This window comes from Herbaspirillum sp. 3R11, from assembly GCF_004563925.1.
In the GTDB taxonomy this organism is placed as follows: domain Bacteria; phylum Pseudomonadota; class Gammaproteobacteria; order Burkholderiales; family Burkholderiaceae_D; genus Herbaspirillum.
Genome location: NZ_SPNJ01000002.1, coordinates 272,154 through 291,873 on the forward strand (window position 1 = coordinate 272,154; position 19,720 = coordinate 291,873).

The 19,720-nt window shown below is 58.3% G+C and carries 18 protein-coding genes and 1 tRNA gene; 4 read left to right on the forward strand and 15 right to left on the reverse strand.

Translation table 11 applies throughout. The features are described 5' to 3' along the window. Positions 1-167: 167 nt before the first annotated feature. Positions 168-359 carry a hypothetical protein gene (locus tag E4P32_RS09455; RefSeq protein WP_053195427.1) on the reverse strand — a complete coding sequence of 64 codons (192 nt, stop codon included), beginning with the start codon at positions 357-359 and terminating at the stop codon, positions 168-170. Between the two features lie 264 nt (positions 360-623). Between E4P32_RS09455 and E4P32_RS09460 the strand changes: the two genes are divergently transcribed. Together E4P32_RS09460 and E4P32_RS09465 are read left to right on the forward strand one after the other, a co-directional pair. Then, positions 624-1,220: a nitroreductase family protein gene (locus E4P32_RS09460; protein WP_116434433.1), complete on the forward strand. Its 597-nt coding sequence runs from the start codon at positions 624-626 to the stop codon at positions 1,218-1,220. A 77-nt stretch (positions 1,221-1,297) separates the two neighbouring features. Further along, positions 1,298-1,374 (forward strand) — tRNA-Asp (locus tag E4P32_RS09465). 272 nt (positions 1,375-1,646) lie between these two features. Here the strand turns inward: E4P32_RS09465 and fusA are convergent. Continuing rightward, complete coding sequence (gene fusA / locus E4P32_RS09470) at positions 1,647-3,755, reverse strand: elongation factor G (protein ID WP_116434432.1); 2,109 nt, start codon at positions 3,753-3,755, stop codon at positions 1,647-1,649. Positions 3,756-4,103: 348 nt separating this feature from the next. Here fusA and E4P32_RS09475 point away from each other — a divergent pair, with 348 nt between their 5' ends. Then, positions 4,104-4,736, forward strand: coding sequence for a TetR/AcrR family transcriptional regulator (locus E4P32_RS09475; protein WP_116434431.1), 633 nt, complete (start codon positions 4,104-4,106; stop codon positions 4,734-4,736). A gap of 79 nt (positions 4,737-4,815) precedes the next feature. Here the strand turns inward: E4P32_RS09475 and E4P32_RS09480 are convergent, their stop codons facing one another. The 8 genes from E4P32_RS09480 to E4P32_RS09515 form a co-directional block, all read right to left on the reverse strand. Beyond that, positions 4,816-5,748 (reverse strand): recombination-associated protein RdgC, encoded by a 933-nt coding sequence (locus E4P32_RS09480; RefSeq protein WP_053195444.1) that lies wholly within the window; start codon positions 5,746-5,748, stop codon positions 4,816-4,818. 107 nt (positions 5,749-5,855) lie between these two features. Next, positions 5,856-7,010: a DNA polymerase IV gene (gene dinB, locus E4P32_RS09485; protein ID WP_116434430.1), complete on the reverse strand. Its 1,155-nt coding sequence runs from the start codon at positions 7,008-7,010 to the stop codon at positions 5,856-5,858. 63 nt (positions 7,011-7,073) lie between these two features. Continuing rightward, complete coding sequence (locus E4P32_RS09490) at positions 7,074-7,286, reverse strand: SlyX family protein (RefSeq protein WP_116434429.1); 213 nt, start codon at positions 7,284-7,286, stop codon at positions 7,074-7,076. After that, positions 7,283-8,602 (reverse strand): TIGR03862 family flavoprotein, encoded by a 1,320-nt coding sequence (locus E4P32_RS09495; protein WP_116434428.1) that lies wholly within the window; start codon positions 8,600-8,602, stop codon positions 7,283-7,285. The genes E4P32_RS09490 and E4P32_RS09495 overlap by 4 nt, the downstream gene beginning before the upstream one ends. Then, the gene (locus E4P32_RS09500) at positions 8,583-9,326 is read right to left on the reverse strand and encodes an amino acid ABC transporter permease (RefSeq protein WP_116434653.1); all 744 of its coding nucleotides are present in this window, start codon (positions 9,324-9,326) and stop codon (positions 8,583-8,585) included. The genes E4P32_RS09495 and E4P32_RS09500 overlap by 20 nt, the downstream gene beginning before the upstream one ends. Before the next feature lie 125 nt (positions 9,327-9,451). Beyond that, positions 9,452-10,252 (reverse strand): basic amino acid ABC transporter substrate-binding protein, encoded by an 801-nt coding sequence (locus tag E4P32_RS09505; protein ID WP_116434427.1) that lies wholly within the window; start codon positions 10,250-10,252, stop codon positions 9,452-9,454. A 246-nt stretch (positions 10,253-10,498) separates the two neighbouring features. After that, on the reverse strand, positions 10,499-11,380 hold the full coding sequence (locus E4P32_RS09510) for an alpha/beta hydrolase-fold protein (protein ID WP_167735665.1): 882 nt from the start codon (positions 11,378-11,380) through the stop codon (positions 10,499-10,501). Between the two features lie 99 nt (positions 11,381-11,479). Continuing rightward, positions 11,480-13,561, reverse strand: a complete 2,082-nt coding sequence (locus E4P32_RS09515) for a UvrD-helicase domain-containing protein (RefSeq protein ID WP_116434426.1) — start codon at positions 13,559-13,561, stop codon at positions 11,480-11,482. A gap of 111 nt (positions 13,562-13,672) precedes the next feature. Between E4P32_RS09515 and E4P32_RS09520 the strand changes: the two genes are divergently transcribed. Beyond that, positions 13,673-14,146, forward strand: a complete 474-nt coding sequence (locus tag E4P32_RS09520) for an SRPBCC family protein (RefSeq protein WP_116434425.1) — start codon at positions 13,673-13,675, stop codon at positions 14,144-14,146. A gap of 10 nt (positions 14,147-14,156) precedes the next feature. On the opposite strand, the gene E4P32_RS09525 is transcribed toward E4P32_RS09520, so the two are convergent. From E4P32_RS09525 to E4P32_RS09545, 5 genes are all read right to left on the reverse strand, one after another. Next, a complete protein-coding gene (locus E4P32_RS09525; RefSeq protein WP_116434424.1) occupies positions 14,157-15,701 on the reverse strand; it encodes a PfkB family carbohydrate kinase in 1,545 nt (514 codons plus the stop codon). A gap of 341 nt (positions 15,702-16,042) precedes the next feature. Further along, on the reverse strand, positions 16,043-16,837 hold the full coding sequence (locus tag E4P32_RS09530; RefSeq protein ID WP_116434423.1) for a nucleotidyltransferase family protein: 795 nt from the start codon (positions 16,835-16,837) through the stop codon (positions 16,043-16,045). A 53-nt stretch (positions 16,838-16,890) separates the two neighbouring features. Next, positions 16,891-17,637: an FkbM family methyltransferase gene (locus tag E4P32_RS09535; protein WP_116434422.1), complete on the reverse strand. Its 747-nt coding sequence runs from the start codon at positions 17,635-17,637 to the stop codon at positions 16,891-16,893. Between the two features lie 70 nt (positions 17,638-17,707). After that, positions 17,708-18,637, reverse strand: a complete 930-nt coding sequence (locus tag E4P32_RS09540; RefSeq protein WP_116434421.1) for a sugar nucleotide-binding protein — start codon at positions 18,635-18,637, stop codon at positions 17,708-17,710. Between the two features lie 32 nt (positions 18,638-18,669). Further along, on the reverse strand, positions 18,670-19,602 hold the full coding sequence (locus tag E4P32_RS09545; protein WP_116434420.1) for a glycosyltransferase family 2 protein: 933 nt from the start codon (positions 19,600-19,602) through the stop codon (positions 18,670-18,672). Between the last annotated feature and the right edge of the window lie 118 nt (positions 19,603-19,720).

Here is a 19,720-nt window from a genome sequence, read left to right on the forward strand (position 1 = left end):
AACGAGTGTTACAGGGTGTAAAAACCATAGGTGGACAGGGAAGGGGACGTTATCTTGAGCACTCCCTCCCCTCCAATTCATCACCCCCCTGAGGATTGGATTTAACCCGCGTGCCGCAAGGCCGCGGGTTTTTTTCTGGGCGACGCCAACAGCGGGAAGGTGTCGCGTCAGACTTCTTCGGAGCGATCGTGCGGCGCAGTCTGCAGGATGGCCGCCGGTGGATACAGCTGCAGCGCGTTGTGCAGCTTGCCGATGGCGCGGCACATGTCTTCGAAGCCGCTGGCTTCCACTTTCGATTTGAACTGGTAAATCGTTCCATCGACCCAGACTTCGCGTTCGGCTTCTCTGAGTATGTTCATCGTTTGTCTCCATCTCATTTTTGTGTGGGAATGGTAGCACGGTGGTTTGCCGGCGCAATACGGTGGCGGTTTTGCGACACATCAATGTGTCGTTCTGCACACGTCCGGACCTGTTTTCGCGCCTCGTTTGTCTGTTGAGAAATGCAAACCGGCGCTATGCCGACGTACTTTTTTACGCCGCCTGCAGAGCGGGAAAACAACTGCTAAGATGCCCCTCTGCCCGATGTCGCAGCAGGGCATCTTTCCCATTTTTCAGGAGTCTTCATGTCGCAAACCAACCCACGCGTTGCCGATCATCCCATCGATCCACAATTCCTGAATCGCTGGTCGCCGCGCGCCTACACCGGCGCCGACATCTCCGAAGAAACCGTGCTGAGTTTCCTCGAAGCCGCACGCTGGGCGCCGTCATCCTACAATTCGCAGCCATGGCGCTTCGTCTACGCGCGTCGCGGTACGCCGCAATGGGACAGCCTGCTGGGCCTGCTCAACGACTTCAACCGCAGCTGGGCGGAGAAGGCCTCGGTGCTGATCATCGTGCTGTCCAAGACTACCTTCACGCCGCCTGGCGCCGCTGCGCCGGGCCCTGCGCCGACGCATTCCTTCGACGCCGGTTCGGCCTGGGCCTACCTGGCATTGCAAGCGAGCCTGTCGGGCTGGCACGCACACGGCATGGCAGGTTTCGACAAGGAAAAAACCCGCACCGAGCTGGGCATTCCCGCTGACTTCGCCATTGAAGCTGCAGTTGCGATCGGCAAAATCGGCGACAAATCGATCCTGCCGGAAGGCCTGCAAGCCCGCGAACTGCCGTCTCCGCGCGAGCCGCTGAGCAAATTGGCGTTTGAAGGTAAATTTCAGGGCTAATTTGTAGAAAAGTACTGGAATTCCTGGAAAAGCTCCGCTATAATTGCGGTCTTTCAGCGAGACTGAAAACCAGATCTGGAGTGGTAGTTCAGTTGGTTAGAATACCGGCCTGTCACGCCGGGGGTCGCGGGTTCGAGCCCCGTCCGCTCCGCCAAAACACAAATGCCTGCTTAGTGCAAACTAAGCAGGCATTTTTGTTTGTGCCGTCACTTTTTTCCCGAAGGGAAAACGAACTAGCGGAGCGGAGAGAGCCGCCTGCGCGGCTCTCGGCGGGGCGAGAAGGGATTCGCTTGCAAGCGAATCGGCGGCCCGCGGAACGTGGGCGAGCCCCAATGCCCCACAAAAGCAAAAGCCCCGCTTGGTGCAAACCAAGCGGGGCTTTTGCGTCGTACAAAGAGCTAAGAAAGATTAGCGATTAAAGGAAACTCACTTCCCCTTCCTCTCCGTACTCAACTGCTCAATCACATGCCGCGGCGCCTCGGCATAATGCTTGAACTCCATCGTATAAGTAGCGCGCCCCTGCGTCGCCGAACGCAATGACGTCGAGTACCCGAACATCTCCGACAGCGGCACTTCGGCCTTGATGATCTTGCCGCCGCCACCGGCGATTTCATCCATGCCCTGCACCATGCCGCGCCGTGACGACAAATCGCCCATGACGCTGCCGGCGTAGTCTTCCGGCGTTTCCACCTCGACCGCCATCATCGGCTCCAGCAGCACCGGGCTGGCCCGGCGCATGCCTTCCTTGAACGCCATCGAACCGGCCATGCGGAATGCATTTTCGTTCGAGTCGACGTCATGGTAAGAGCCGAAGGTCAGCGTCGCGCGGATATCGACCACCGGATAACCGGCCAGCACGCCGCTGCCCAGTGTTTCCTGGATACCCTTGTCGACCGCCGGAATGAACTCGCGCGGCACCACGCCGCCCTTGATGGCGTCGACGAACTCGTAGCCCGTGCCGGGCGGCAGCGGTTCCAGCTTCAGCACCACATGGCCGTACTGGCCGCGTCCGCCGGATTGCTTGACGAATTTGCCTTCGACATCTTCAATCGTCTTGCGAATCGCTTCGCGGTAGGCCACCTGCGGCTTGCCGACGGTAGCTTCGACGTTGAACTCGCGCTTCATGCGATCGACCAGGATTTCCAGATGCAGCTCGCCCATGCCGGAAATGATGGTCTGGCCCGACTCTTCATCGGTGCGCACGCGGAACGACGGATCTTCCTGCGCCAGTCGGTTCAGGGCAATGCCCATCTTCTCCTGGTCGGCCTTGGTCTTCGGTTCCACCGCCTGCGAAATCACCGGCTCAGGGAAGACCATGCGTTCCAGGATGATCACGTGATCCGGATCGGACAGCGTGTCGCCGGTGGTGACGTCCTTCAGCCCGACTGCAGCTGCGATGTCGCCCGCATACACTTCCTTGATTTCCTTGCGCTCGTTCGCATGCATTTGCAGGATGCGGCCCAGGCGTTCCTTCTTGCCCTTGATCGGGTTATAGACCGTGTCGCCCGAATTGATCATGCCCGAATACGCACGGAAGAAAACCAACTGGCCGACGAACGGGTCGGTCATGATCTTGAATGCCAGCGCCGAGAATTTTTCGTCGTCGGAAGGGTGGCGTTCAATCTCATTGTCGTCTTCATCGTGACCCTTGATCGCCGGCACGTCGATCGGCGACGGCAGGTAATCGATCACGGCGTCGAGCATGGCCTGCACGCCCTTGTTCTTGAACGCGCTACCGGCCAGCATCGGCACGATCTCGCCGGCGATGGTGCGCAGGCGCAGGCCGTGCTTGATGTCTTCTTCGGTCAAGGGCGTGCCGCTGAGGTATTTCTCCAGCAACTGTTCATTGGCTTCGGCCGCCTGTTCGATCATCTTGTCGTGCCATTCGCGCGCAGTCTCTTCCAGCTCGACCGGGATCGGCTGGTACTCGAACTTCACGCCCTGGCTTTCCTCATCCCAGATGATCGCCTTCATCTTGACCAGGTCGATCACGCCCTGGAAATGATCTTCCGCACCGATAGGAATCTGAATCGGCACGGCGTTGCCTTTCAGGCGGTCGCCGATCTGTTTCTGCACGCGGAAAAAGTCCGCACCGACGCGATCCATCTTGTTGACGAAGGCCATGCGCGGGACGCCATATTTGTTCGCCTGGCGCCACACGGTTTCGGACTGCGGCTGCACGCCACCGACCGAGTCGTACACCATGACCGCGCCGTCGAGCACGCGCATCGAGCGTTCGACTTCGATGGTGAAGTCGACGTGGCCCGGCGTGTCGATGATGTTGATGCGGTGTTCCGGATAATTGCCGGCCATGCCTTTCCAGAAGGCGGTGGTGGCGGCCGACGTGATGGTGATGCCGCGTTCCTGCTCCTGCTCCATCCAGTCCATGGTCGCAGCGCCGTCATGCACTTCGCCAATCTTGTGATTGACGCCGGTATAAAACAGGATGCGCTCGGTGGTGGTAGTTTTACCGGCATCGATGTGCGCACTGATACCAATGTTCCGGTAATGTTCTATACGGGTCTTGCGTGTCATGACATTTTCCTTTTCGTTGCATCGTTGGATGGAACCGGCAGAAAGCAATCGCGGCGGAGTCACATTATGCGCATATTTTGGCATCCTATGCTGTTCGCCGTGGTTGACTGATGCTGGCTAAAAATCCAGCCTTCAATCCTTCCCTGGTTCGCCTGGCGGCATTCTTTCCTGCAAGACAATTGCGAGGATGGAAAGCCTGCGCATCATCATAGTCTGTATTTATGTAATGCGTGTTACATAATAGGTTTTGGTCGAAATTGTTGTCAAGGTATTTTTGTAATTCAAGTTATATTAAGCTACACTGAACACTGATATCCAACGCAGTCGTTGTAAAAAAGGAGAATTCCCATGCAGCAAACAAGAGGGCGGCCGCGCAGTTTCGACCGAGACGAAGCGCTACGCCTGGCAATGCAGGTTTTTTGGAACAAGGGTTACGAAGGCACCACCATGGCCGACCTGACGGCCGCCATCGGCGTCAAGGCGCCGAGCCTGTACGCCGCGTTCGGCGACAAGAACGCGCTGTTCCGCGAAGCCATCGATTTCTATTCGGCAACCACCGCCATCGGTCCGATGAATGCGCTGAAAGAAGGCAAGGGCATGCGCGAGGATTTGCACAACATGTTGCAAACCAGCGTCGCGCTGTATGCCGACCCGGCCAATGGCAAGGGCTGCATGGTGGTCGTCTCGGCCATCAATTGCGCCCCCGAAAATGCCGCCCATGCCGAAGAAATGACGGTGCGTCGCCAGAAGAAGCGGCAAGAGCTGGCCAAGCGCTTCCGCAAGGCGCAGGAGCAGAATGAATTGAGCGCCGACGCCGACATCGACGGCCTGGCCGATTTCTACACCGCCGTCCTGCACGGCCTGTCGCTGAGCGCGCGCGACGGCGTCAGCAGCGACCGTCTGGCCGGAACTATTTGCCACGCCATGAAGGCGCTTGATGCGGTACTGGTTACGCCGAAGAAAAAACGTGTCGTGCAATAGCCTGGAAATTCTCGGGGCACAATGAAAAACGCCGGGCCGATCTTGCGATCGCCCGGCGTTGTCCGTTGGCAGAGATGAATCAGGCCGCAGCAGCCAATGCCGCAGTACCGTCGTTCTCGCGCAATTGTCCACCCAATGCCTCGACCAGATCGGCCAGCATCTTGCTGACTTCGCCGGTCATCAGCATGAAGTCGCCGTCAAAGCGTTCGTCGTCGTTCTTCGACGTGACGTCGCTGTCTTCCTTCAATACGTCCAGCGGCGTGATCTTCTTCACGCTCAGGTTTTCGGTCAGCACGAACGACACGCGGTCGTTCCAGGTCAGCGCCAGGCGCGTGCATTGCTTGCCCGATTCGATGTGGCGCTGCACGTCTTCGGGTTCCAGCGTGTGGCGCACGAATCGCACGGTCGCCTTGCTGTCGCCGCTGGCGCGCAATTCGGTGTCCTGATCGACGGTGAAGCCGCTCGGCGCTTCGTCCGAGGCCAGCCAGTCGGTCATCGACGACAAGGGCGAGCGCACGGTGCGCAGCGTTTCCAGCGGGAATTTTGGGATCGCCTTGAGCAGCAGCTTCAACACTTCTTCGGCCTTGCCGGGGCTACCGGCATCGACGATCAGCCAGCCATTGACCGGGTCGATCCAGGTCCAGGTGCTGCGCACGATGCTGAAGGCGCGCGGCAGCAACTCGTCGGTGACTTGCTCTTTCAATTCCTTGGTCTGCTTGCGGCCGGGCGCAAAACCTTGTTGTTCTTCCAACTCGGCAGCGCGCGCCTTGGTCACCTGATTGATCACGGTGCTCGGCAGCAGTTTCTTTTCGGTATCCAGCTTGAGCAGGAACTGGCGGTTGACGACATGCACCAGGCGCTCGTTGCCGCGCGGCGAAACCCAGCCCTGCGACTGCATTTCCAGGCTGGAGCAGGCGGCGAACGCCTGCGGAGCGAGATTGGATTCGAGCTGGTCGGCGCTGATGGCCCAAGGGGCCGGAAGGCGATAAATCTGAAGGTTCTTAAACCACATGGCGTTCGGGCAAAAGCGTCCATTTTACACGCAGCTTGCGGGGCCTCCGATATTCCCGCCGACTTTATCTGCGTACGCTGGCGCAGCCCGCGCGCAGCCTGATTCGGCTACTCGAACCCGAGTTCACCCTGCGAAAAATCCTCGCGTTCGGGCGTACCGTCGTTCTTCGACAAGGCCCCCACACGCACGCCCAGCAGCCGTATGCGCTGCTCCAGCGGCACCCGTCGCAGGCATTCGCCGGCGGCGCGGCGGATCGCGGCGGGGTCGCTCACCGACGCCGGCAAGGTGACGTCGCGCGTCACCGTCGAGAAGTCGGCATAGCGCAGCTTGATGCCGATGGTACGGCCGAGATAGCCTTTGCGATGCAGGTCTTCCGATACGCGCGTACACAGCGCGGTGAAAATGCCGGACAGCTTGTCGCGATCATGGCGCGCATGCAGGTCGCGTTCGAAAGTGGTTTCGCGGCTGATCGACTTCGGCTCCGAACTGGTCGAGACCGGCCGGTCGTCGACGCCTTGCGCGACATTGCCGAGCCATGCCGAATAGCTGCGGCCGAAATGATCCTGCAACAGGCCTGCGTCGGTGCGCGCCAGGTCGCCGATGGTGAGGATGCCGAGCGCGGTCAGCTTCTCGGCCGCCTTCGGACCGATGCCGTTGATCTTGCGCGCCGGCAGCGGCCAGATGCGCGTTGGCACGTCGTCCATGGTCAGGATGGTCAGGCCGTTGGGCTTTTCCAGGTCGGAGCAGATCTTGGCCAGCAGCTTGTTGGGAGCGACGCCGATCGAGCACGACAGGCCGGTGGTTTCGTTGACGGCGTTCTTGATGCGCGTGGCCAATGCGCGGGTTTCTTCTTCATGTTCGCTGAGGTCGATATAGATTTCGTCTATCCCGCGATCCTCGATCAACGGCGCGATGCCGGCAACGGCCTTCTTGAACAAGCGGGAATAGTGGCGATAAGAATCGAAATCCACCGGGAGCAGGACGGCGTCGGGCGCCAGCTGTGCCGCCTTCATCATGCCCATGGCGGAAAACACGCCGAGCGCGCGCGCTTCGTAGGTCGAGGTCGTGATGACGCCACGTCCGACATAGTCGCGCAGGATGGAGAATTCGCGCGTGCCGTCGTCGCGCATGACCGGCTGGTGCACGGAGCGCCCGCCGATCACCACGGCCCGGCCGCGCAATTCCGGATAGCGCAGCAGCTCCACCGATGCATAGAACGCATCCATGTCGAGGTGCGCAATGCGGCGGGCGTTGGCGGTCATGAAGAAAAGGAGGCGGAGATGGGTAGTTTGAGGACGGCGGATCGCCGCACGTCGCATCGCGCATCAATAATGCGGCGGTCTTTCATTCTCGATGCTGCGCGGCTCGCTGGCGCTGTTGGCGGCGTCCTTCACCTGCCGCGCCAGCGCGGTCAGCAACTTCTCGAGTTCGTCGATCTTCTTTTGCTGCTCGTAGACGATCTTGTTGAGTGTATCGACGGTGTCTTCCTGATGCGTCAGTTTCAATTCGATGTCGACCAGACGTTCTTCGTCGATCATGGTGTGTTCTCCTTTGTGGTCGCTGTATCGGCCGCTGTATTGGCCCCTGTTTCGCCCAGCCAGCGTAATGCGCCTTGCGCGGCCTTGCGACCGCTGGCGAAGCAGGCGGTCAACAGGTAGCCGCCGGTCGGCGCTTCCCAGTCCAGCATCTCGCCGGCGCAGAATACGCCGGGCAATTGACGCAGCATCAGGTGATGTTCGCCGGCATCTTGCATCGCCTCGAATGGTACACCGCCGGCGCTGCTGATGGCTTCGTCGATCGGCCGCGGCGCGCGTAGTTTGAGCGGCAATTCCTTGATAGCATGCGCCAGCTTGTGCATGTCCTGGAAATCTTCAGCGCTGGTGCATTCGCGCAGCAGCGCCGCCTTTGCCCCCTTGAGCTTGAGCCGGCTTTGCAGATGGCTGGACATCGAACGGGCGCCGCGCGGATGCTGCAGTTCGCTCAGCACGCGCGCCGGCAGCCAGTCCGGCAGCAGGTCGAGATACAGCGTGGCCGGCGCCGATGGCGTGATGGCGTCGCGCAACGGCGCCGACAGCGCATAGATCAGGCCGCCTTCGATGCCGGTGTCGGTGATGATGCATTCGCCTTGCCGGCGCAATGGCGTGCCGTCGTTCAGCATGACGGTGGCGGCGATGGTCTTGAGCGGTTCGCCGGCGGCGCGGCTGCGGAAATGCTCGCTCCAGTCGACGTCGAAGCCGCAGTTCGATGGCTGCAAGGGCGCCAGCTCGACGCCGCGTTCGGCCAGCAGCGGCATCCATGCGCCATCCGAGCCGAGGCGCTTCCAGCTGCCGCCACCCAGCGCAAGAATGGTGGCCGCTACGGCTGCGGTCGTGGAAATTTCACCTTCGGGCGTGGCGAAGCGCAGCTTGCCATCCGCATCCCAACCTTGCCAGCGATGCCGCATGTGGAAGCGCACACCCGCTTCGCGCAGGCGATGCAGCCAGGCGCGCAACAGCGGCGCAGCCTTCATGTCGGTCGGGAAGACGCGTCCGGAACTGCCGACGAAGGTCTCGATGCCAAGCCCGTGTATCCAGGCGCGCAAATCGTCGGGCGTGAAATCCTTGAGCAATGCGGCAACTTCATTGCGGCGCGCACCGTAGCGCGAGAGGAAACCGTCGAGGTCTTCCGAATGGGTGATGTTCATGCCGCCCTTGCCGGCCAGCAGGAACTTGCGCCCCACCGACGGCATGGCGTCGTAGAGATCGACCTGCACGCCGGCCATGGCCAGCACTTCGGCGGCCATCAGGCCGGCCGGACCGCCGCCGATGATGGCGACCGACGTCGTGAGTCCGGGGTCAGTGGCGGGATGGGGCACTGTATTTCTTTTCCAGTCGGGCCACCAGCATGGCCAGGCAAATCGTCATGCTGAAATACACCACCGAAATCGTGATGTACGGTTCCCAGTAGCGCGAGTAGCTGCCGGCCACGGTGCGTGCGGCATAGGCCAGTTCGGCCAGGCCAATGGTCGACACCAGCGAGGAATCCTTGAGCAGCGTGATGGCTTCATTGCCCAGCGGCGGCAGCATGCGGCGAAACGCTTGCGGCAAAATGATGTAACGCATGCGCAGGCGATAGCCCATGCCGAGGCTTGACGCGGCATGGCTCTGGCCGCGCTCGATCGACTGGATGCCGGCGCGGAAGATTTCAGAGATGTACGCCGCTGCATTGAGGGACAAGGCCACGATGCCGGACACGAAAGCGCCGTAATCCTGCTTGATGGTGCGCGCCAGTTCACCGGAAATCAGCAGGCCGTTGTCCTGATGGATCAGCACCGGCATCACGGCGAAATGGATCAGCAGGATCTGCACGAACAGCGGCGTGCCGCGGAAGAAGGCGACATAAAAACTCGCGATCCATTTGGTCACGCGCAGGATGTATTTCCACGCGCCGTGCTGCACGTCGGCCAGCCGCAGCATGCCCAGCAAGAGGCCCATCACGGTGCCCGCGATAATGCTGATCACGGCCACTTCCAGCGTCATGAAGAAGCCCTTGATGAACAGCGGCGCGTAGCCTTCGATGATGCTCCAGCGGAAATCCATGGCGGAAAATTGAATGGTGGACATGAAAAATGCGCAATCCGGCGGACTGCGCATTTGTCGGGATTATACCGTAGCGCCGCAGCCGCACTGTGGTTGCGGCGGTAGCACTACGGCAGGCGGCGAACTTATTTCTTGGCGCCGAAGTATTGCGTGCTGATCTTGTCGAAAGTGCCGTCGGCCTTCAGGTCGGCCATACCCTTGTTGACCTTGTTGAGCAGCTCGGTGTTGCCCTTGCGCACGGCGATACCGTAATACTCTTTCGGGAAGTTGGCGTCCGACACGGTGCGCAGCTTGCTCGACGGGTTGTTGGTGATGTAGTTCTTGACCACGGCGTCGTCGGCGACCACGGCGTCAACGCCGCCGGTTTCCAGTTCCTTCAATGCCAGCGGGGTGGAGTCAAGGCGCTTGATGTTGGGATTGTTCTTGCCCAGCAATTGCTGCACGATCTCGTCGCCCGAAGTTGCGCTCTGCACGCCGACCTTGAGATTCTTGAGGTCGTCGAACTTCTGCACCTTGGCGTCGGCCGCCGGCACCGCGATCAGCTGGCTCGCCTCGAAGTAGGGCTCGGAGAAATCGACGGTCTGCTTGCGTTCGTCGGTGATGGTGATGGCCGAGATCAGCAGGTCGCGATCGCCCTGCGCCAGGAAGTTGAAGAAGCCCTCAAACGGCGTCGGCACGAACTTCACTTCGATGCCGATCTTTTGCGCCAGCGCCTTCATCACATCGATATCGAAGCCGACCACTTCCTTCTTTTCATTCTCTGCCGAGAACGGCGCGTAAGCCGATTCCACGCCGACCAGGTAGACCTTGGCGGCAGCAGCAGCGGGCGCTTGTGCCGGCTCGTCCTTCTTGCCGCAGGCGGACAGTGCGGCGATGGCGGCGACCAGCGCCAGTGCGGGAGCGAATTGCTTGAAGTACTTGTTCATGACCAACCTTGTAAAAATAGGAACAGCAGATGAAAACAGGGACCGGGTAAGCCTCCGCTACGCAAGCGCACCGGGGTTTCGGAAAGGGGAGGATTGTAAACGTTTCCGGTCCGGTTCAACGCCATTTGCAGCGCAAAATCAGGTGCAATCGCGTTTTCGATGCGGGGATATTGAAAAATGTGCAACAAATGTGGGAGGGCGAGGGCCTGTCCGCCGTATCACGGCGGACAGGCTGAAGCCGGCAGCCTATTGCTCAGGGCGTCGGACGGTCTGGAAAATGTATTTGAGGGCATCGCCGATGGTCGATTCCCACACCGGCCAGGCATGAGCGCCGTTGACGATGCGCAGTTCGGCCGGTTGCTTGTTCTTGCGCAGCAGCGCGTAGAACTGGGTGGCTTCGCTCTCGATCATGAAGTCGTCATCGTCGCCGGAGTTGATGTACATCGGTACTTTGATGTTCTTCTTCAGAAATTCGTCCCACAGCGCCGGATAATTGTGCGCCTTCCAGATGGCCGGATCAAAGTCGGGCGAGCCGAACACCTTGACGAAGCGCGCCGATGAGGTGGTCGGCGGCTCCGGATTGTAGATGGCCGGGCTCAGCAGCGCGGCAGCCTGGAATTTTTCCGGATACTTGAGCGCAAAACGCATGGCGCCATAACCGCCCATCGACAGCCCCCCAACCAGGCGACCGTCGCGTCCGGTCAGGGTGCGAAAGCGTTTCTGCACTTGTGGAATCAGATCGGCAAAAAAGGCGGTCTCGACTTTTTCCTTGAGGTCAACGAACCAGGTGGTGCCGGCGTCCGGCATGATGATGATGGCCGGGGGAATATCGCCGGAGGCGATCAGCGCGTCGGCAGTGGCCTGAATGCGTCCCTTGACCGGCCAATCATTGCGATGGCCGTCATTGCCGTGCAGCAGATACAGCACCGGGTAACGCAGGTTGGATGTTTCATAGCCGGTCGGCAGGTAGACGTTGTAGTTCCATGCGCGTCCCAACGCGGGCGACTGGAATTCGACGTTGGTGATGCTGCTCGCCTGTGCGCCGGCAGATGCCAGCAACAGCACTGTCAGCAGCGCAAGTAGTGAGCGATAGGACCGGGTAAACGGTTTCCTGAAAATGGACAGCATGTCTTCTCCTCCTTATTGTTGTCGGAGGCTGCGGATGCCTGGATGTCATCTCGCAGCCGGGGCATTGCCCCGCAGAAAATTATACGCGGTGCAGGCGCGTCAGTCGTTGGACGGCGTCGGCGTGCTGCGCGGCTGTTGCAGCAGCGCCTTCAGGTTGGCCAACCGGTTCTGCGGCGTGATTTTTTCCTCTTCCTTGGGTACGGCGTCGCCGACATCGAGGTTCATTTCCTTGATGAAACGCGACGGGTCGCAAGCGGTGAATTCGCGTGCGCGCTTGCGCCGTTTGCACCAGGTGATCTGCAGGCTGCGCTGGGCGCGCGTAATGCCAACGTACATCAGGCGGCGTTCTTCTTCGATGCGAGCGGCGATGGTCTCTGCCGGCGCGTCGGGATCGCCCTTGTGCGGCAAAATGCCTTCCTCCACGCCGATCAGAAACACGTGCGGATATTCCAGGCCCTTGGAGGCGTGCAAGGTCGACATGCGCACGGCATCCTGCTCTTCGTCTTTGCCTTCGAGCATGGTCATCAGCGCGACCATCTGGGTCAGCTCCAGCAGATTCTTTTCGTCGCGGTCGCCGTCCTTGCCGCCGCAGCCGCGCTCCTTGAGCCAACTGGTGAATTCCACCACGTTCTGCCATTTGCTCTGCGCCTGGCGCTCGTCGAAGGCGTCATAGCAGTAGCCTTCATAGTTGATCGCTTCCATCATGTCGTCGAGCACCTGCGCAGCGTTCTCGCCGCTGCCGGAAGGGCCCGGGCGGCTGGCGCGCGATTCGAGATTGTTGATGAAGTCGCAGAACTGGCGCAACGGCAGCAATTGTTTATCAGGCAGCTTGTCTTCCAGGGAGCCCTTGTAGACCGCCTCAAACAGCGAGCATTGCCATTGGCCGGCAACCGTGCCGAGCACTTCCAGCGTGGCCTGGCCGATGCCGCGGCGCGGCGTGGTGACCGCGCGGATGAAGGCAGGGTCGTCGTCCTGGTTGGCGATCAGGCGCAGGTAGCTGATGATGTCCTTGATTTCGGCGCGGTCGAAATAACTCTGGCCGCCCGACATCACGTACGGAATACGTTCGCGCCGCAGGGCTTTTTCGAAGATGCGCGCCTGGTGATTGCCGCGATACAGGATCGCGTAGTCGGAGAATTTCGCACGGCGCTCGAAACGATGCGCCGACAGCATGATCGCGACCTGATCCGCTTCGGCTTCGTCGTCGTCCATCGCCATCACCTTGACCGGATCGCCCAGTCCGTGTTCCGACCACAGCGCTTTTTCAAACAGCTTGGGATTGTTGGAAATCACCGAATTGGCGGCTTGCAGAATGCGCGTGCTGGAGCGGTAGTTCTGTTCCAGCTTGATCAGGTGCAGATTGGGGAAGTCGATCTGAAGCGTCTTCAGATTCTCGATGGTGGCGCCGCGCCAGGCGTAGATCGCCTGGTCGTCGTCGCCCACGGCGGTGAACATCGGCTTCTTGCCGATGCCGCTGACCAGCAGCTTGACCAGTTCGTACTGGCAGGTGTTGGTGTCCTGGTATTCGTCAACCAGCAGGTAGCGCAGGCGGCGCTGCCAGCGGTCGCGCACTTCCTCGTTCTTGCGGAACAGCTCGACCGGCAAGCGGATCAGGTCATCGAAATCGACCGCCTGATAGGCCGAGAGCGTGGCGACATAGCTGCGGTAGATGCGCGCGGCGACGGCTTCTTCTTCATCGACCGCGTTCTTCAGTGCAAGCTCGGGATCGATCAGGCCGTTTTTCCACAGCGACATGGCATTCTGGATCCGGCGGATTAGTTGCTTGTCGGTAGTCACCGCCAGATCTTGCACCAGCGAAAAACAATCGTCGCTGTCCATGATCGAAAAGCGATCCTTCAGCCCCAGGTGCTTGGCTTCCTGGCGCAGGATCTTCACGCCCAGCGAGTGGAAGGTCGACACCGTCAGATGCTTGGCCTGTTTCGGTTCCTTGAGCAGCTTGGCGATGCGCTCCTGCATTTCCAGCGCGGCCTTGTTGGTGAAGGTCAGCGCGGCGATGTGGCGTGATTCGTAGCCGCAGTTCTCGATCAGGTGGGCGATCTTCTGCGTGATGACGCGGGTCTTGCCCGAACCGGCGCCGGCCAGCACCAGACAAGGGCCGTTCATGTACAAAACGGCTTCGCTTTGCGGGGCGTTGAGACCAAATGCGGGGGCGGAAGACATGCAGGGATCGATGGGGAGGGGATGAGGGATAACACGCCATTGTAGCAGGCCGGCCCTGCCCGGCCGGGCCTTCTGTGGGACAATAACGGCATCCCGAAACAGGCCTGAAGCATGAAATTCAATCACTTGATTCAAATCAACGATCCGCTCAACCCGCTGATCGACAATCTGACCCGCGCACAGCTGTGGCGCGGCCTCGTCATGCGCGCCGAAGCGCCGCAATTGTTCATGGAGCATCTCGACGAATGCGTGCTGTCCGACAAGACGGACGCGGCGGTCAAGCGCATGCTGCGCTATGGCGAATTGCGCATCCATGACGTCGTGACGTATGAAACGCTGCGACGTGTGCACTATCACGTGCCGGCGCAGGGTGAGATCCCCACATCCAGCCTGAGCATGACGATTGAGGAGCCAGAGGAAGAGGCGCTGTTCGTGCGTTTTGAATATGACGACGGCGCGCCGGAAGAAGAAGCCGGTACTGAAAAAGCCTTTTACGACCAGTTCCGCCGTTCAGCTTATGAAGCGGCGGATATCGATACGATTCGGATCATTCGTGAACTGATCGTCAAGGGATCAGTGCATTAAACAGAATCCGTTACGTCTTTAGTTGGTTGGACGAGGCAAGAAGTTTGTCCGTGATGGAGAAATCTTTTAATTCCTGCATCAGGTCTGTAGAGGACAAGGGGATGTTGCCGACACGGCTGATTTGGCAGGCTGCGGCAATCGAGCCCAGGTACATGCTTTGCCAAATGTCAGCGCCGACCGCCATAGCCATTGATGTGCAGGTGATCAAGCTGTCCCCGGCGCCGGCTGTGTCTTTTGGTGAGATGTTAAAGGCGGGCAATCTGTCCGTCAGCCATTCCTCTTCTCCCTCTGCTTCAGGTTTGGCATGCACCAGAATGCCTTCCGCCCCGAGGGTGAGAATGATGTTGTCGGCGCGGGATTGCTGACGCAATTTTTCTGCCAGTACGACCAGGCCGGAGTTGTAGTCTCGTATCGCGAGGCGTGCTTCGCGTTCGGTAGGCGTCAGCAACATGGCGCCCTTGAACCGCGAGACGTCGCCCATTTGTGACGACGACTGGCTGTCGGCGACGAAAGGGATATTGCGTTCGACGCAAGCCGTAATCAATTCGTCGACCACAGCCTGGGGCAGGCAGCCGTAGTTGAAATCTGAAAAAATCACCAGATCGCATGCGGCCAGGCCGCTTTTGACTTTGTCGATGAAACGACGGGCGAGCTTGGGCTCGATGTCATGTTGACGCAGATGGCTGACACGCAGCAAGGTCTTGCCTGCAGCGCGGAAGCGCTGTTTCAACGTTGTCGGCCGACTGTCGTCGTCAAAAATTGTTGCAGCGACATTGTATTCCTGTAGTTTTTCACGTGCGAAATCTGCAGCAACATCGGTGCCGGCTACGGAGAAATAACTGACTTCGGCGCCCAGTGTGCAAGCGTGCGACGCAACAATTCCCGCGCCTCCGATAAACCGGTTTTGCAAGATTGGCGTCACCACCAGCGTAGGGTCTTCCTGCGACATGCCAAGCGCTTCGCAATTGACGTATTCGTCGACGATCAGGTCGCCGATGACCGTGACACGGAAACCCTTGAACTTCTCCATCGTTGCGCGCAAATCCCGCATCGAAAAGCCATGCCGCTCAAGATAGTCCTGAGGGCGGATGATCGAAGACAGGTTTGGTTCGAGGATATCGCGCTTTAGCAAATCAAATGACGAAAAGCGCATTTCACCGGAACTGAACATCAGCTTGCCGCCATATTCGTCGACGGCTGCTTGTTCCGGGTTGTTCTTTGCTTCGTATTCATCGCCTTTGACGACGATTGTCGGCTGCAGGACGCGAATGATGTCTTCCGGTGCTGCATTCATGACGAATGCATAGTCGACGAAGCCGATTGCCGTAATTCCGTCAAAGCGCAATTTTGCAGGAAGCAATGCGCCCGGAACATGGTCTCCCGCCACACCGACCACCAGAAAATCTCCGCAGTCAGACGCAAATTTCAGCAGCCGCAAATGCCCTGGATGGACGGTATTGAAATTCCCTGCCACAAATACGATGCGTGCAGCGGCGCCGGCGCGTGCTTTTATCTCTGCAATGTCTGCTGTATGCGGGAACGACGAACTATCCAATTTATTCTCCGAGGCGACTTTCCGTTCAAGGGGGGACTGCAGTTGTTGCTGGCAAACGATACCTGTTCAGGCATTGAGTGCGCTGTTTCCCCCTTTTTAGCTGCATTCTTGCAGAGAAAAGCCGGAAAACCCATTTTTTGACGAGCATACCCGTTGGCCGAGGCATTCCATCGGGGAAACAGCCTCATAAATAGCGGGCAAACATTTAATTTGGTCGAAACGGCGGTCGACTAAATGACTCCCTTTTCGGGAGGTGCGAAGCAATTTCTCCAGCAGAACAGTGGCGTTGACAGGGTGGGAGAATCTGCCGACAGGATAGCCGCAGGAGACAAGGGTTGAATTTATTTTATTGTCAGATTGGCCATGAGTTCAGGCAAATCGGAGCCCACAGAGGCAATCAGTTTTTCCCATGCCCTCGCATTTTGCGGAAGTGCCGGTGGCATGCCGAAATCTTGCTGCGCGTCTGTCCAACTCTTGATGGTGCCGATATCGCGGTGATATGCGCTATTCAGAAACGTGGAAATGCGGCCTACAAAATGCGGAATGATTTCCGTACTGAAATCAATTTCGGATTTGCCCAATGCCGCCATGAATCCCACAACGGACGGCTCGACGATATAGACGGCAGCGTTGGCCAGATTGCCTGGCGGGTTCTCGACCTTTTCATGGAATGCCTGCACCAAGCCTTTTTCATCCAGATCAACGATGCCGCACGACCGTGGATCCCCGGTCTCAAACAGCATCATCGTCAATGCCGCATCAACTGGTCGACGTCGATGGGCATCGATGAATTCGGCGCAATCGAAACGCGTCAGATTGTCCGCATGTGCAATCAGGAATGGTTCATTACGGAAAAAATCCCTGTTGGCCAATGCCGTGCCGGCGGTGCCGAGCAAGTGTTCTTCGTGGACCAGAACGACCCGCCTGTCCCAGCTGCTTTGGTCGATATAATCGGCCACCAGCGTCGCGCGGTAATGGGTGTTGATGAGGATTTCGTCGACGCCTTGTGCGAGCAGATTCTCGATCCAATAGTCCAATAGCGGTCGCCCGTTGATGGGAACGAGGCACTTGGGGAGGAAATTGGTTAACGGCTGCAGCCTGGTTCCAAGCCCAGCAGCAAGTAGCAGTGCACGCATACCAGAACCCATTCAGATAACTTGATGAGCAAGCCGCCAAAAAAACGGCAAGTTCATTCGTCTTTTGTAAACACCAGATTGCGCGCATTGTCCGAAGCGCGCCGACCCCGGTAACCGAACGGGGCCAAAAATTCCGCCACGCCGCTCTTGTTGTCGTGATCTTCTATCACCAGCACCGGATGATCGCGTGCAATCAACTCAGCCATGCCCTTGCAGACGGACAGTTCATGGCCCTCGACGTCCACTTTGATGAACGCCACCCGATGCGGCAGCTTAAGCGCGTCAATGCTCAATCCCAGTTTGCTCTCGCCGGCATCGCCGTCGGCGTTGGAAATACGGGATCGGGTCTTCGTATCGAAAATGAATGAGGCATTCAGCGGCGTGACATCCGACGCCATGCGGATGAGGCTGGGCTGTTCGGTTGCGGCGGCGTTGAGCAGGGTGATATTGCCGTAATTTCCCTTCTCGACAAAATGGGTCAGCAGATTGAACGTGTGCGTCAGCGGTTCAAACGCGATGACTTGGCCGGACGGGCCCACCAATTCCGACATTTTCAGGCTGTAGCGGCCGACGTTGGCGCCAACATCGATGCACCAGTCGCCGGGTTTCAGCCAGGTCGACAGGCGATCCCATTCCGCTTCGATGCTTTTGAAATTTCCAGTCTGTATTTGACGGAAAAAATACCATTTGGAGGCGGCATCCTGCATTCTGCCCGGAAGCATTTTCACGAACGCTCTCAGGATCTTCATGGACAAGGAGACGGGCGCATGCCCAACTGTACGGGTTACAAGTTCTGTCATGTCGGGCTCTCGGTCGAGATAGGTGCCAGGGTACGGCTTTGTATGGGTTCCATGCTCAGGATATTCGTCTTCAATGGATAACGCCTGTCGGCAAAAAATAATCGAAAGCCTGTTCCGGTGGCGGGGCCAGAAGGCCAAGTGTGGTCAAGCCTTTCGCATCGAATGTCGAATGAGATGGTGAAAACGGTCCTTCCGCCGGCCGGGTGCGTGGCACAACGAGGCCAGGATGCGCGCGCACATGTTGTGCGATCAGTCGTGCCGCTTCTGCGAAGGTCATGTCATCGGCCGCACTTGCCTGCATGACGCCCGGCTGTTTCATCAGCGCGACCCTGCGCAAAACCTCGATTGCAAACGACAATGCGACAGGCGCCATGACCATATCCTGAAATGGTTGAATCATTTCCCCCGCGCGCAGACTGCTGGCCCATCCTTCAAAAAGAGGCAAGCCTGGCGCGATGACCTTGCCGAATCTGACGATCGCTATCCGTTTCTGTTTCTCAAGAGCAAGCAGGCGTTGTTCCGCTTCTGCTTTTTGCCGGCCGTAAATTGTCTGCGGATTGAATGGCTCGTCAATTCCGGCGTAGGGAGTACGTCCGTCCAGCACCAGATTGGTCGAGATGAAAATGACAAAGGTACCAGCCTCGGCGAGCTTTCTTGCCAGCGCGACTGTTTGCAACACGTTGACGGCGTAAGCTGCTTCAGGTTCATTCATGCATTGCGCCAAGGAAGTCACTGCGGCGCACAGAAACGCGACGTCAACCGGCGTCTTTGGCAATTCCCAAGTCTCAGTCGGTTGCAACAGATCCAGAGATAGTCCGCGTGGGTCTATCCCTTCCTTGCGTCGACTGGTGTGCCAAACGGAAACGCCGGAGGATGCAAAACTATCCAGTAAGCCGCGACCGATGGTGCTTTGCGCACCGACGACCAATACGCTTTTGAGCGTATCCGACGCGCCCGGAAAATCCGGGAAGTCTATTGTGGCCTGTGAAGAGTTTTTCATGTATCGATGTGGCAGACAAGACTGTCTTTAATTTACATATTAATGAGAAGAGAGTCTGCCGCCAGAAGTATCGGCTTGTAGATTTCCACAAAGTTATGGCCTTGCTTTGCCGCCTCGGTTATCTGGCCTGCCTTGGCATAGAAGAGATTTCTTACTGCATTCCTGAAGAACTCCGAATCCTTGATCCTTTTTCTCAGATTGTAGTCTTGCAGATGCTTCAGGATCAGAGTTGCCATTTCATAGGCGGCACGGCCTGTATGAACATAGGTTTCATCGGAAGACAGCTGAGACGCAACTTTGCGGAAGCAGCCGCAATATTCGTCCATGAAGTAAAAGCGATCAGGGAAGTCCTTCGCGATATCGAGGGCCAGAGCCCAATCCTGCGCACGGAATTCGCCGAGTCCGTCCGCTTTCACTATCCGATCGAGTGACAAATCCCACGGTGAATTATTCGCTCCATACTGCGGCAGTGCTGCGCACTTGACAATGCTGACGATAAACGAAGTGTAGTGATCGAACCCCAGGATCGAGCAGAACTCATCTGCGCCGGGCTGGCGTCTCGCTTGCCATCCTCCGTGGTTCAGTTCAATGGTCTGGGGGCCGTCTTCAATGACATATTTGCCAAAGCCGACATAGGCGTCATTTTTGATCGTCTCATCCAGAAGTTTTGCGATCTTCTCGGGGAAAAAGTAATCGTCGCTCGCCAGGAACATCATGTAAGGCGTTTTGACATGGGCGTACATCATTACTACCGAACTGATCGCGCCGATACTTTTTTCGTTATGAAACACTCGGATTCGCTTGTCCCCCGAAAATTTTGCGAGGATGGCGGCGGTATCATCGGTCGATCCATCGTTGCAGATCAGCAGATTGGTAACCGGGGATTTCTCCGCAAAAATGACGTTGGCAATCAAGTGTTCCAGATAACTGCCGTGGTTCTTGGTCGGGATGACGACGGTAAGCATGCTCTTCTCCACTAAGGGGATTTTGTTGATAAGGCGAAAGCCAGATTCGCCGGTATTTTTTGCACTTTAATGCCGGTCGAATAATTCCTGACAAGACCGGAGTCGGGAAGCTGCGCCG

Bases quoted from the DNA above. Each gene is read 5' to 3' on its own strand.
- E4P32_RS09520 (WP_116434425.1), top strand. From the start codon at position 13,673: ATGAAATTCAATCACTTGATTCAAATCAACGATCCGCTCAACCCGCTG.
- E4P32_RS09510 (WP_167735665.1), bottom strand. From the start codon at position 11,380: ATGCTGTCCATTTTCAGGAAACCGTTTACCCGGTCCTATCGCTCACTA.
- E4P32_RS09460 (WP_116434433.1), top strand. From the start codon at position 624: ATGTCGCAAACCAACCCACGCGTTGCCGATCATCCCATCGATCCACAA.
- E4P32_RS09500 (WP_116434653.1), bottom strand. From the start codon at position 9,326: ATGGATTTCCGCTGGAGCATCATCGAAGGCTACGCGCCGCTGTTCATC.
- E4P32_RS09530 (WP_116434423.1), bottom strand. From the start codon at position 16,837: ATGCGTGCACTGCTACTTGCTGCTGGGCTTGGAACCAGGCTGCAGCCG.
- E4P32_RS09545 (WP_116434420.1), bottom strand. From the start codon at position 19,602: ATGCTTACCGTCGTCATCCCGACCAAGAACCACGGCAGTTATCTGGAA.
- E4P32_RS09535 (WP_116434422.1), bottom strand. From the start codon at position 17,637: ATGACAGAACTTGTAACCCGTACAGTTGGGCATGCGCCCGTCTCCTTG.
- dinB (WP_116434430.1), bottom strand. From the start codon at position 7,010: ATGACCGCCAACGCCCGCCGCATTGCGCACCTCGACATGGATGCGTTC.
- E4P32_RS09455 (WP_053195427.1), bottom strand. From the start codon at position 359: ATGAACATACTCAGAGAAGCCGAACGCGAAGTCTGGGTCGATGGAACG.
- E4P32_RS09505 (WP_116434427.1), bottom strand. From the start codon at position 10,252: ATGAACAAGTACTTCAAGCAATTCGCTCCCGCACTGGCGCTGGTCGCC.
- E4P32_RS09515 (WP_116434426.1), bottom strand. From the start codon at position 13,561: ATGTCTTCCGCCCCCGCATTTGGTCTCAACGCCCCGCAAAGCGAAGCC.
- E4P32_RS09480 (WP_053195444.1), bottom strand. From the start codon at position 5,748: ATGTGGTTTAAGAACCTTCAGATTTATCGCCTTCCGGCCCCTTGGGCC.
- E4P32_RS09490 (WP_116434429.1), bottom strand. From the start codon at position 7,286: ATGATCGACGAAGAACGTCTGGTCGACATCGAATTGAAACTGACGCAT.
- fusA (WP_116434432.1), bottom strand. From the start codon at position 3,755: ATGACACGCAAGACCCGTATAGAACATTACCGGAACATTGGTATCAGT.
- E4P32_RS09475 (WP_116434431.1), top strand. From the start codon at position 4,104: ATGCAGCAAACAAGAGGGCGGCCGCGCAGTTTCGACCGAGACGAAGCG.
- E4P32_RS09540 (WP_116434421.1), bottom strand. From the start codon at position 18,637: ATGAAAAACTCTTCACAGGCCACAATAGACTTCCCGGATTTTCCGGGC.